This window comes from Chitinophaga sp. (genome assembly GCF_036566945.1).
Lineage (GTDB): Bacteria > Bacteroidota > Bacteroidia > Chitinophagales > Chitinophagaceae > Chitinophaga.
This window is the reverse complement of sequence record NZ_DATCVJ010000442.1, coordinates 1-12513: the sequence shown is the minus strand read 5'-3', so window position 1 is coordinate 12513 and position 12513 is coordinate 1. Positions and strand designations below refer to the sequence as shown.

The following is a 12513-nucleotide window of genomic DNA, read 5'->3' as shown; positions in this document are numbered from 1 at the left end:
TCATTGCAAAATGACCTTTACTGAAGCGCTGATTACAGCTGCACGCCGTTATTGTATAGACCATCATGCCCATTGGGCCAACAGGTACAGGAACGAACGTTCCGGCCAGGATTTTCCGGTGTATACTTATTCCGATAGTGATTACGATTTATTTCCCCGTTATAATATGCTTTCCGCCATCCTCGGTGAAATAGAAGTGCTGGTGGGTAATCCCGCTGTTTCCCGCGAAACGCTGGTGCAGATTGGGCTTTCCGCCGGACTTCCTTTTACAGAAGATGAAGAGCATCCCATTGAAACTGCCGCCATTCAGCAGGAGCGGGAAAAATTCATTCATTTTATACAAACCATCACGCCCGAAGCACTGGAACAAACCGCCCCACTCCCCCATCGCAGGCGCCTGGATGCAACAGAAAAGGAGCAAGTAGATCTACAGTTGCTGGAACGCTGGAATTATGATGGAAACTATTGGGACCCCATCGATCCCAAATCTCCTTCTGAAGTTGTATATCTCGCTAAAAGAGACGTAACAACAGCAGACTACGAATCCCTGCGCCGCTTTATTGACGGGCATGCCAGACCCTATCTGCTGGAAATAACAGAAGAAGGTGTCATTACCGAAATAACCCCGGCCGACTTTAATCCGGACAGTTACGAAACTGCTTATTTTGATGAACATTATGAGTGGATCATTTACGGGTCGCATGAACTGACCATTACCTTCGCCGGGGAGCCACTGCTGGCATTTATCAGGCAACTTTTTGCAGGACGGGAAAACTTGTTTAAGTATTCGTAAGGTGGGAGGGGTTAGCTGCTTATCGCATCAATCTTTCTTGTAGATCATTCTGTTTTCAAATTCGCCGGCAATCACCTTTCCATAAATTACCTTGGTCCAGCCGTTTTCATAACCGTGGTTATTGGCGATCAGGCATCCTTTGTTGGTGTCTTTTTTAATCACCTTGTGGGCGTCAATATACCTGCCTTTTACTTTGCAGAATACGATATCGCCAATAGCATATTCGGGAGCTTTTATAAAAGTAAGCAGGGTACCGCTTTTCAGGATGGGTAACATAGAGGTGCCAAAGGCTTTCATTTTTCCGGTGCCGGTTGTTTCCAGCTCGTTTTTTAATCGTTCGTATTTATTCATGTTTTAAAAATTGGGTGTATTAGTTTTGGGTGGCGCTGATAATGCAGTCTATCACCTTTTCGGCGTTGCAGTTATTCAATCCCGCGCCCCAGCAAGCATTAAATTCAAGTACAAACCAGCCTGTCTGTTCAGTGTAGGCAATATCAACCACCACTACATGGGGTAGTTCTTCTTTTTTGTGGCCGATAAAATCTATCAGGAAATTTTCTGCCGTTACCAGATCGGCTGTGCCTTCGTAAAGCGCAACATCCATGACAATGCCGTCTTTAATAAAGCTCCTGGCTTCTGCCTGAATCGATTCCACGATAGCTGAAACGAGAATTTCTTCCTCGTCGTTTAATCCGGCGGTAGCTTGCTGAAAGTCGGACAAGGTTTCAAAAATACCGGCAATAAATATTTTCGGGATGACCGGCTTAATGAAAACAGGAAAATCTGCCGTGGTCATTTGCCCTATTTGCTGCAGCGTAATATGCCGTTTGGTCCACTGCTGTTCGAGTCTTGCGATGAATGTATCGTCGGGAGAGAGCAGGGTTACATCGTAAATCTGGGCGAGGACCAATGCAAATGTCTGGTTGCCATAGATGGCAATTTCCTGGTTGGCCAGTGCTTCATCACGGACCCAATACTTTCCCAGTCGCTGTATGCGTCCTCCTTTGTTTGTCCAGGTGGCAAAAACCTGCTCAAATTCAGCATCTGTCTTTTCGGGGATCAATAGTATAGTTGGTTTCATAGCATTCAAATATAGGGTCTAAAACAGGGCACTGAAGGGATTTTTTAATTTCCCAGCATATGCGCCAGTATCGGTCCGCATTTTTCACGACAGGGTGCATAGAAATGTCCGTGTTGCCAATAAGCGGATTTGGGCGACAGGCCCCACCAGAATTCGGCCAGGGCTAATGGCTCCATTTCATGGCGAAAGGCATATTGTAAGAGCTTGGGGGCCGCGCATTCTCCGGCGCCAGCCGGTGGTTTCTTATACACGGTGTTAGCAAAAATTTCCACTAAGCTTTTTGATTCGCCCGCCTTATTCAAAAAGTGGTACTGTTCAAAAATTTTATTTTGCAGAGAAATGGAATGGTTCTTCCGTAATGTTTTCAGGAGATGGATCTGCGGGGCATTTGCTTCGGGGTCAAATAATTCCAGGGCAGTAATTTCCTGATTGATCTGCGTCAGCTTTGTCATGCCGGTATTTACAAATCCTCCTTCGACCAGGCCATCGAAGATGGGCGGAACAAATCCTGCATGGTGGTTGCCACCTGCTAATTTGCCTGAAAATGCCGCCAGGTAACCCAGTTCATCTTCTTTTGTGCGAACGGCCAATACGCCGAACATTTTTCCTATAATCACACCGTTTGCCTCAGATGACAACCCAAAATTATGCTTCCACTCCTCCTGATACTGCAGATGTAACTGTAGTTGGCTGGCTGCCAGCCGGCAAAGCGGGTGTGGCGCGTCGTTTATCGAAAAGGTGAGCCCTGCGGCTAATGCATTCACCGTGGTTGATTCGTCAAAAGTGCAAAACGCTGATCGCTCGTCCACCAGGTTATGCATGCACTGTTTTCTCTTAAAATAAGCCGCAAATTTAATACATTTTTTCGAAAACAGGCCAACCCATTACAGATGAAGCCGCAGGCCGGCAGAAAGGGCCGTGAAAACCGTTGTCTTTCCGTTCATCCACTACAAAACGTATTACGTAGGAAGATTAAAATGTTAGCCGTATCTTACCGCCCGTTTTTATAAGTCTCAACGTACCATTACGGTTGTCATGGCCGGAATATTAAATTAAATAGTGATCAATGAACGTGAACAAGCTTAGCCCGGATGTGCTAAAAACCAAACAACATTTTGAGATTCTGGACGGATTAAGGGGAATCGCAGCTATATCAGTAGTGGTCTTTCATTTTATGGAAATCGTGTATTCAGACTACAGCAAGAACTTCATCGGGCATGGGTTCCTGGCGGTAGACTTCTTTTTCTGTTTATCCGGATTTGTAATTGCATATGCTTACGACAATCGTATAGTGAAAATGGGTGTGCGGGAATTTTTTATCTCCAGAGTCATTCGATTACACCCCCTGGTGGTGATGGGATCTGTACTGGGCTTGTTAGGCTTTCTCTGGAATCCTTTCGGCCTGTCTCCGCAGGTGCTCGGGTTTACGCAGGTAGCGGTCATTTTTCTCAGCTCCATTTTCCTGATCCCTTTGCCTATTATGCCGGATCGTTATTTTAACCTGTTCAGCTTTAATGCTCCTGCATGGTCATTATTCTGGGAATATGTGGCTAATATTTTTTATGCTTTTGTGCTTTATAAAATCAGTCGCCGCTACCTGGTGATCTTAGCCGTGATCGCTGCTGCAGCACTTTCCTTTGTGGCCTACCGTGCCGGAAACCTGATGGGTGGATGGGGTAAAGATAGCTTCTGGGACGGCTCCGCGCGTATTGCCTGGTCTTTTTTAGCAGGTATCATTATTTTCCGTTTTAACCTGATTATCAAAAACAGACTGGGCTTCATTGGTACGGGTATATTGCTGATGTCCGCCATTTTAATGCCTTATATTAAGTTGAACTGGCTGGCCGAACTGTTGGTGGTATTGGTTTATTTCCCGTTGATCATTTCCCTGGGTGCCGGTGCTCACCTCACTCCTGCATTAAAAAAAGTATGCGTTTTTTCCGGACAAATTTCTTACCCGCTGTATATGACGCATTATGTTGCCATGTGGATCTTCGCAAATTATTATACTTCGCATAAACCCGGCACCACAGAATTATCTTTGGTGATTATTGGAGGAACGATCCTTTTAATTGGCTTTGCGTACCTGGTAATGGTACTGTATGATATTCCTGTGAGAAAATATTTAACTGCCAGAAGAAAATAAATGCAAGGGGCATGTAACTATACTGATTAGTTACATGCCCCCAACAACCGCCCGGCAAGCCGCGGCAAAGAAATCATTTCCCCATAATTTTCTTCCGATGTGCCAGCCCCCAATAATGTAAAGCATCCATCACGGTTTCAAGTGACTTCCCGTGCGGAGTAATGGTATATTCAACCGTAGGAGGAAAAGTATCATATACAGCTCTTTCCACCAGCTCATTCGTCTCCAGACTTTTCAACTCTTTCGACAAAGTTTTATCAGTGATCCCCTCCACTTCCTTAGATATTTGCCGGAAGCGTTTGGGGCCTGATGCCAGGGAAAATAATATCAACAACTTCCATCTGCCTTCCAGTGCTTCCAGTGCGTCTTTGATAGAAAGCGCTGTTTTGGGACATCCACCTTTTGTTAGCATATATGCAGTTTTCCTTTTAATTTTTTCATGATACTATCCAATTGGATAGCGCTATCCAATTGAAACCAAATATAAGTAGGTTTGTGCCATTATTAAAAATTCAGCAACACATGACCTATCCGCAAACAGCTTCTAAAACAATACACGTTACCTTATGGGCAGCACAAATCCTGGTCGCTCTTTTTCTGATCACAGGCGCCGCATTAAAATTTCAACCTATTGAAAAAATAACCCCGATGATGCCATGGACCGGACAGGTTCCTGCAGCCGTGGTAAGATGGTTAGGGGTCATTGACTTACTGGGCGCCCTTGGTTTAATACTCCCCTCTTTACTGCGTATGAAGCCACTGCTCGCCGTATGGGCGGCTATAGGCGTTGTTGTCCTGATGATCTGCGCCACCGTCTTTCACGTGTCCAGAGGAGAGGCATCCGTGATTGGGATGAACATTTTCTGTGCATTTATAGCTATTTTTATAGCCTGGGGAAGATTAAAAAAAGCGCCCATCACCGCAAAATAAAGGCAGCTCATGAAAAACGTACAGCCTCACCGGATAAAAACAATCAGTGACTATCACCAGTTGATGCAACTGCCCAAACCGGGACATCCGCTCATCAGCGTCATTAACTTTGAAGCCATCAAACAAATACCGGGTTATGAGTCTGTGAATTTAGTGGCCGATTTTTACGCCATCGCACTTAAGAGAAACTTTAATGCGAGGATGAAGTATGGCCAACAGGAATACGATTTTGACGAAGGCCTGATGACGTTTATGTCTCCCGGACAGGTATTTAAAATAGAAGTAGCAGCAGGGGAAGCAATAAACCATGCAGGATGGCTGCTGATTGTTCATCCCGATTTTTTATGGAATACGCATTTAGCCAGCAGCATCAAACAATACGAGTATTTTGACTACGCCGTAAACGAAGCCCTGTATCTTTCTGAAAAGGAAGAAACCACCGTGACCGCCATCATGCAAAACATAGCACAGGAATATGGCGCCAACATAGATAAATTCAGTCAGCCGGTAATCATTGCCCAGATTGAATTATTGCTGACCTATGCCGAAAGATTCTATCACCGGCAGTTTTTAACCCGGAAAATCACCAATCATAAAGTATTGAATCGGCTGGAAGATATACTGACGGAGTATTTCAATGGTGATGACATCATTAAAAACGGATTGCCTACTGTTCAGTACATTGCTACCACCTTAAACGTATCGCCCAATTATTTAAGCGGAATGCTCAAAACGTTGACAGGCCAAAGCACCCAACAACATATCCATGATAAACTAATAGAAAAAGCAAAAGAGAAATTGTCGACAACAGATTTATCGGTTAGTGAAATTGCCTATGAACTGGGGTTTGAACATTCCCAATCTTTCAGCAAATTATTCAAAAGTAAAACGCAGTTGTCGCCATTGGCATTCCGGCATTCATTCAACTAACCCCGGAAATGGCTACAATAATCATAGATTCCACTACAGTAATAAGTTGTGTTACATAGACCTTTGTGTTACCAGAGTTACCTGGGAAACAAAAACTAAAACACATGAATATTGTAATAACCGGTTCACTAGGCAACATCAGCCAGCCACTGGCAAAGGAATTAGTACAAAAAGGACATACCGTTACCGTTATCAGCAGCAAGCCGGAAAAACAAAAAGACATAGAAGCCCTGGGGGTCATTGCTGCCATTGGTTCGTTGGAAGATATGGGTTTTCTTACTGCTGCTATCGCTAACGCCGATACCTTGTTTGCCATGGTACCGCCGAACTTTGGCACCATGGATCAGGTGGGGTATTATCGCCATATTGGGAGTAACTATGTACAGGCCCTACAACACTCCGCTGTAAAGCACGTGGTGTATCTGAGCAGCTATGGTGCGCATTTAGACAAGGGTACCGGATTCATCCTGGGCGCACATCACGTAGAAAACATGCTGAATGAGCTGCCTGGCATAGCGATTACCCATTTACGCCCCGGCTACTTCTATTATAATTTGTTTGGTTTTACGAAGATGATAAAAGAAGCGGGCTTTATGGGCTCCAACTTTGGCGGCGATGATAAATTAGCGCTGGTGCAACCTGTTGACATTGCCGCAGCCGCTGCAGAAGAGATCCTCGCACCGGCTACTGGCCGGAAAGTAAGGTACATCGCCAGCGATGAGTGTACGCCCCATGAGATTGCCCAGGCAATAGGCGCGGCTATAGGCCAGCCCGATTTAAAATGGGTGACCTTCACCGACGATCAATTGCAGGAAAACCTGGAAAAGAATGGCGTACCTGCGCCTTTGGCCAGGAACTTCGTGGAAATAGGCGCCAGCACCCGAAGCGGGGCATTACTGGCCGACTATGCCCTTCATCCGCCGGCGGTGCTGGGAAAAGTAAAACTGGCAGATTTTGCAAAAGAATTCGCCGCTGCTTTTTAAAAAGAGCTGCGGTAAATCCTACGGTGGAGGAAAGCTTCTCCGCAGGATTATCAATATATAGCCTCCACGTGGGTGTCCGGGTTCCGCTGATTTTGATCATTATTTTGTATATATTCGTCCAAATTAGCAGACAAAATATTATATGAAAGGATACGCTTTATTACTATGTCTCTTTGCTTCATTTTCCGGGTATGCGCAGAACACCATCAATAACTACAAATATGTGGTGGTACCGGAAAAATTCAATTTTTCCAAAGAAGAAAACCAGTATGGGTTAAACACGGTGACCAAATCGCTGCTGGAAGAAAAAGGATTTACGGTTTATTTTGAATCAGACATCCCGAAAGAACTGGCCGGTAACAGATGTAATGCACTGACCACCGATGTGGCACAGAAAAAAGGATTGTTTGTAACCAATCTTACGGTGATATTAAAGGATTGTCAGGGGAATATTCTTTTTAAAAGTAAAGAAGGAAAAAGCAGGGAGAAAGAATTTGCTACCTCCTATAATCTTGCGTTAAGAGATGCCTTTACTTCTCTGAATGATGTACCATATGCTTACAATGGCACCGTGAATGCGGCCCCTCAGCAAGCAGCAGTAGCTGCTCCTGTTGCTGCCGCTACCGTTGCAGCTACTGCTGCCCCCACTCCTTCCCTGCCTGCCACCACACCGGTAGCACCGGAAACAAAGGAAGCCGCCGGCACACTGTATGCACAGCCCACCGCTAACGGATATCAATTAATCGATACCGCACCTAAAATAGTGTTAACCCTGTTGAAAACATCGGCGCCCGATTATTTCATTGCCGACAATGGGACAGCGCACGGGATTGTGATGAAGAAGAACGGAGAATGGCATTTCGAATATTACAAAGACAGTAAGCTGATCGCAGAAAAACTGTTGATTAAGTTTTAACGATACTTCGAATTTGATAAAAAATAAAAAAGGAGAACGCAGCTGTTGCGTTCTCCTTTTTATTGGGGTCTGCACTTATTTACGCAGCTTCAACAACAAATCGTCCAGTCTTTCCATGGTGGAAGTCATGCCTGCTTCCATACCCATGTTAATAACGGCTTCTATGTCCGCGAGCGAATTGTAGCTAACAATGGTTTCCACCAATGTATTGTCTTCCAGATCCGTAAAGGTAACATTCCATTTAGCGCGGGGCAGTTCCGGATTGAGTTCACCTTTATCGTTACAGAATCCATCTAAACCTGCATAGGAATCGATGGCTTGGATTTTTTCATAATCCATACGTCCCCAATATTCTGTGCCATTGGGTTCTACCATCGCGTACAGCCAATGGCCGCCTTCCGTAAAACTCATGGTTTTGGTTTTAGTGGTAAGTGGTGCAGGAGCAAACCATTGATCAAGTAATTCACTTTTCGTGTGAGCATCCCATACCAGCTGGCGATCTGCAAGAAATTCCCGTCTAACGGTGAGCGTGTTTTTAACCTTGTCAACAAGGAAGTCGAATTGCTGAATACTTTTCATTTTTTATTTGGTTTGATGGTTAATAACAGATTATCGAGTTGATGGTAGCGGTCTTCCCAGATCTTTCTAAGTTGCCCTAACCATTTATCTATTTCTTTCATTTTATTTACTTCGAGGGTATAAAATATTTCTCTGCCCTGCTGCTCCTGTTTTACCAGTTCACATTCTGTGAGTATGCGTAAATGTTTGGAAATGGCCTGTCTGCTGGTCTCAAAATGTTCTGCAATGGCGTTCGGCGTCATTGCCTGTACGGCAATGAGCATAATAATGGCCCGTCTTGTCGGGTCTGCGATAGCTTGAAAAACATCTCTTCTCATGTGATCAAAATTCTGTTGAGCAACTGTTCGGTTGCAAATATATGCGCAACCAATCAGTTTCACAAATTTTTTTCTACTTTTTGAAATTTGGGAAGAAGAGCGCACTATTTTTCCCAAACGGCATTCTTTTGTAGGAAGAAAGCGGGGGGCCCCGGGCGACGCAACATGTGATTTTTTATCATGGCAGGAATACATATCTTTACACCAGTACATCAACCAGCATTCACGTTTAAAGGAAATCGTTTAAAATATATTTGAATACCGTGCAATTAAATAGTGAACCAGATTTACTATTCAGGGTGTCGCAAGGCGATGAAGCGGCTTTCGCGCAGCTATTTCATACGTATCGTAACAGACTGGGTGCTTTCGTAATGCAATTGACCGGGTCCCGGCCACTGGCAGAAGAACTTGTGCAGGAAATCTTTATCCGGATCTGGGAAAAGCGCGAGAAGCTAAGCCAGGTCGAACATTTCCATCCTTATCTCTACGCAATAGCGCGTAACTACAGCTTATCCTTTCTCAAGAAACTAGGCAGGGAACTGGCCCGGAAACAGGCATGGGAACTCAGTATTGCCGACATCCAGGAACAGGAAGAAGAAGATACTGCCATTAAGAATTTCCGTCGTATTATAGACCAGGCGATTGCGGAGCTGCCCTCCCAGCGTCAGAAAGTTTATCTTTTAAGCAGGGATGAAGGTTTGCGTCAGGCGGAGATAGCGGAGCGCATGGCCATTTCCCTTGAAACGGTTAAAAAACATATGGTACTGGCACTTCGTTCTATCCGCAACTATGCCATGGCACATCCCGAAATCAATATCTTATTATTGATGATGGGCCATTCTTTCCATCCTTAAAAAAATTTTTCTTCCCCATTACCTCTTTTTGATACTTCCTGCTGTCTTATAGTGTAGAATCAATCTATACCAATGGACAACACCAGGCTGCGTTACTTACTAAGTCAATACTCGAACAAAATAATCACGATTGAGGAACAATCTGAGTTAAGTGACTTTCTGAATGCAGCAGATAACCATACACAACTGGAATTGTTGATAGAAGAAGCCTGGATTCAGTCCGGTGATTCCGCTGAAGAGGTTTTCCCGCAACTGAAGCCGGCGCCAACACTGGTACCCTTGAAACCAGTGCGTTGGCATCGGTGGGCCGCAGCGGCGGTGTTATTGATTGTTGCCGGTGGGGCCTGGGTACTCTCGACCCGTGGACCAAAAACCAGCAAATCGACACCTGCATTGACGAAAGATGAGCAAAAAGATATTGCTCCGGGAGGGAACAAAGCAATGCTCACGCTGGCCAATGGTCATGAGATTGCGCTGGACAGCAATTTAAACGGCACCCTGACTCAACCCGGCAATGTGAATTTACACGCCAGTCCGGGTTTATTGAAATATGATCCGACACAGGTTTCCCCTAATAGTGGCGTGGCCTATAACGTACTAAAAACGCCCAAAGGCGGACAATACCGGCTCGAGTTGCCCGATGGATCAAGAGTATGGCTGAATGCAGCTTCCTCGCTAAAATTCCCGACCGCATTTGTGGGGAAGGAACGTCGGGTAGAACTGAGTGGTGAAGCCTATTTCGAAGTAGTAAAAAATGTGAGTCAACCTTTCTTTGTTACCGTAAACAAAGCAGATATAGCCGTACTCGGCACCAGTTTTAACGTAATGGCCTACGCAGATGAAGCGGCCATGAAAACCACCTTACTGGAAGGTGCAGTAAAAGTAAGTAAGGCAGATGCCTTCAATGTATTAAAGCCGGGAGAGCAATCTACGCTCGAACCAAATGGCAGTATGCACGTTATAGAAAAAGCAGATGTTGATCTGGCAGTAGCCTGGAAAAATGGACTTACCTCGTTTAAGAGTGCAGATATCAAAACAATCATGCGTCAGGTAGAAAGGTGGTACGATGTAGAAGTAGTATATAGCGGAGATGTACCGGCACGCAGCTTTACCGGAGATATTCCGAGAGATGCCAACCTGTCTGAGTTATTACGATTACTCGAAATCAGCAAAATCCATTTCAAAATGGACAATCACAGGCTGATAGTGATGCCGTAGCTTGTTATTCATTTTATATCAACCAAATACTTAGTAATGAACAAAGGTCCCTAACGACACGGAGGAACCGGCATAAAAAACCAGGAGCGATCTCACCCGCCCCTGGCAATAAGCCTGGGTAAGCCACCGACATCAATAATACCAGAAATCAGATTATCTAAACCCAAACACCACAAATGTATGCAATCTAATTGTCATGCAAAGCCCGTCTATGTACCTGGGCTATTATCAACCATCAAAGATCGCGTCCTGGCATTCCGTCAATCGGGCGTGCACCTGAAGCTTAAAAAACAACTGATTATGCAAATAAAATTAACAACTATCCTTTTAACGGTAGTTTGTTTGCAGATCAGCGCCAAAACTTTGTCGCAACAGATAACCTTATCGCAGAAGAATGCACCTATTCAAAAGGTGTTTGAAGAGATCAAGAAACAATCAGGTTATAAATTCTGGTATGAAGATGCTATGCTGAAGAAGAGTAAGCCGGTAGACATCTCCATTAAGAATGCTTCTCTGGAAGACGTATTGGCGCTGCTTTTCAAGAATCAGCCATTCAGCTATGAAGTGATCGGTAAAATCATTGCTGTAAAAGAGAAAGATGCCAAACTGGAAAATGCCACGCCCTACATCGATATACCGGAAGTGGTGATACGAAAAATAAGCGGGGTGGTAAAGGATGCCAACGGTGCACCGGTACCCGGCGTAACAATTCTGATCAAAGGCACCAAAACCGGTACCACGACCAATGTACAGGGACAATACAGCATTGATGTACCGGAAGGAAATGTAGTGCTGGTGTTCAGCTCTGTTGGATTTGATCCGCAATCTGTTACCGTAGGTACCAGTACTTCCGTGAACGTAACCCTTTCCATTGCTTCCAGCGGATTAAATGAAATGGTGGTCACTGCATTGGGTATTAAACGTCCAAAAGGAACATTGGGATATGCCATCAGTACTATTAAAGGTGATGAACTGACCAAAGCCGGTACTACCATGAACCCTTTCCTGGCACTGTATGGTAAAGCTGCCGGTGTAGGTGTAAATACAGGTGCATCCGGTCCTCAGGGTGGTATCAGGATTAATATCCGTGGTGCTGCCAGTATGAACCCCAACCAAAATGTAAGACCCCTGTTTGTGGTGGATGGCGTAATCCTGAGTGACCGCAAAACCCAACTGGGTGGCGACATTGGACAAGGATTTGACTATGGCGCAGGTATCAATGATATCAACCCCGATGATATTGAATCTATCGATATCCTCAAAGGTGCAAAAGCCACCGTGTTATATGGTAGTGATGCTGCGAATGGTGTAATGCTTATCACCACAAAAAATGGTCGTAATGTAAAAGGATTTGGTATGACAGGTAACCTGCAGTACACCGTAGAACAGCCTATCTCCTACCTGAAATTGCAGAACAAGTACGGCCTGGGAGATAACCTTTACGATACTACCTATGCTACCATCAATGGTACAAAAACCAGGTTACTGCCTAACAAGCGCTTTAGCTTCGGACCCGCTTTTGATGGATCGGACGTGATGTTTTATGACAGCTCCATGGTGAAGAACTCTCCGCATAACGGCAACTTCCTTTCCTTATTCCGGAATGGTCATTCCACATCTGCGAATGTGGCGATTGCCGGTAGCAATGAAAAAGGAAGCATCAGGGCTTCCTATACCAACTATAACTACCAGGATATCGCCGCTGAAAATGGCTGGCAGAAAAGAAATTCCTTCAGTTTTAATGGTAACTACAAGGCGTCTGAACT

The 12513-nt window shown here is 44.8% G+C and carries 15 protein-coding genes; 9 read left to right on the top strand and 6 right to left on the bottom strand.

Annotation, left to right across the window (positions count from 1 at the left end; genetic code table 11):
• A partial coding sequence (locus VIP81_RS13490) for a hypothetical protein (RefSeq protein ID WP_331961326.1) occupies positions 1–793 on the top strand: 793 nt, incomplete at its 5' end.
• Between the two features lie 27 nt (positions 794–820).
• Here the strand turns inward: VIP81_RS13490 and VIP81_RS13485 are convergent.
• Genes VIP81_RS13485 through VIP81_RS13475 form a run of 3 tightly spaced genes read right to left on the bottom strand, consistent with a single transcriptional unit; the run spans position 821 to position 2695 of the window.
• Positions 821–1144 (bottom strand): S24 family peptidase, encoded by a 324-nt coding sequence (locus VIP81_RS13485; protein WP_331961323.1) that lies wholly within the window; start codon positions 1142–1144, stop codon positions 821–823.
• Between the two features lie 19 nt (positions 1145–1163).
• Positions 1164–1874, bottom strand: coding sequence for an ATP-grasp domain-containing protein (locus VIP81_RS13480; protein WP_331961320.1), 711 nt, complete (start codon positions 1872–1874; stop codon positions 1164–1166).
• A 44-nt stretch (positions 1875–1918) separates the two neighbouring features.
• Positions 1919–2695 carry a pseudouridylate synthase gene (locus VIP81_RS13475; RefSeq protein ID WP_331961317.1) on the bottom strand — a complete coding sequence of 259 codons (777 nt, stop codon included), beginning with the start codon at positions 2693–2695 and terminating at the stop codon, positions 1919–1921.
• A 245-nt stretch (positions 2696–2940) separates the two neighbouring features.
• On the opposite strand from VIP81_RS13475, the gene VIP81_RS13470 reads away from it, so the two are divergent.
• Entirely contained in the window at positions 2941–4020 is a 1080-nt protein-coding gene (locus VIP81_RS13470) for an acyltransferase (protein ID WP_331961314.1), read from the top strand.
• 73 nt (positions 4021–4093) lie between these two features.
• Here the strand turns inward: VIP81_RS13470 and VIP81_RS13465 are convergent, their stop codons facing one another.
• Positions 4094–4432 carry a helix-turn-helix domain-containing protein gene (locus VIP81_RS13465; protein WP_331961311.1) on the bottom strand — a complete coding sequence of 113 codons (339 nt, stop codon included), beginning with the start codon at positions 4430–4432 and terminating at the stop codon, positions 4094–4096.
• An 83-nt stretch (positions 4433–4515) separates the two neighbouring features.
• Here VIP81_RS13465 and VIP81_RS13460 point away from each other — a divergent pair, with 83 nt between their 5' ends.
• The 4 genes from VIP81_RS13460 to VIP81_RS13445 all read left to right on the top strand — a co-directional run bounded on the left by VIP81_RS13460 (position 4516) and on the right by VIP81_RS13445 (position 7779).
• Positions 4516–4950, top strand: a complete 435-nt coding sequence (locus VIP81_RS13460; RefSeq protein WP_331961308.1) for a DoxX family protein — start codon at positions 4516–4518, stop codon at positions 4948–4950.
• Positions 4951–4959: 9 nt separating this feature from the next.
• Positions 4960–5880 (top strand): helix-turn-helix transcriptional regulator, encoded by a 921-nt coding sequence (locus tag VIP81_RS13455; RefSeq protein WP_331961305.1) that lies wholly within the window; start codon positions 4960–4962, stop codon positions 5878–5880.
• A gap of 104 nt (positions 5881–5984) precedes the next feature.
• Positions 5985–6863 (top strand): NmrA family NAD(P)-binding protein, encoded by an 879-nt coding sequence (locus tag VIP81_RS13450; RefSeq protein ID WP_331961302.1) that lies wholly within the window; start codon positions 5985–5987, stop codon positions 6861–6863.
• 142 nt (positions 6864–7005) lie between these two features.
• Positions 7006–7779 (top strand): hypothetical protein, encoded by a 774-nt coding sequence (locus VIP81_RS13445; protein WP_331961299.1) that lies wholly within the window; start codon positions 7006–7008, stop codon positions 7777–7779.
• 75 nt (positions 7780–7854) lie between these two features.
• Here the strand turns inward: VIP81_RS13445 and VIP81_RS13440 are convergent, their stop codons facing one another.
• Positions 7855–8358, bottom strand: coding sequence for an SRPBCC domain-containing protein (locus VIP81_RS13440; RefSeq protein WP_331961297.1), 504 nt, complete (start codon positions 8356–8358; stop codon positions 7855–7857).
• On the bottom strand, positions 8355–8675 hold the full coding sequence (locus tag VIP81_RS13435; protein WP_331961294.1) for a metalloregulator ArsR/SmtB family transcription factor: 321 nt from the start codon (positions 8673–8675) through the stop codon (positions 8355–8357). The genes VIP81_RS13440 and VIP81_RS13435 overlap by 4 nt, the downstream gene beginning before the upstream one ends.
• Before the next feature lie 263 nt (positions 8676–8938).
• On the opposite strand from VIP81_RS13435, the gene VIP81_RS13430 reads away from it, so the two are divergent.
• The 3 genes from VIP81_RS13430 to VIP81_RS13420 all read left to right on the top strand — a co-directional run.
• Positions 8939–9529, top strand: a complete 591-nt coding sequence (locus VIP81_RS13430; protein WP_331961290.1) for an RNA polymerase sigma-70 factor — start codon at positions 8939–8941, stop codon at positions 9527–9529.
• Between the two features lie 72 nt (positions 9530–9601).
• A complete protein-coding gene (locus VIP81_RS13425) occupies positions 9602–10747 on the top strand; it encodes a FecR family protein (RefSeq protein ID WP_331961287.1) in 1146 nt (381 codons plus the stop codon).
• Positions 10748–11047: 300 nt separating this feature from the next.
• The coding region (locus tag VIP81_RS13420; protein WP_331961284.1) for a SusC/RagA family TonB-linked outer membrane protein at positions 11048–12513 on the top strand (1466 nt) is incomplete at its 3' end.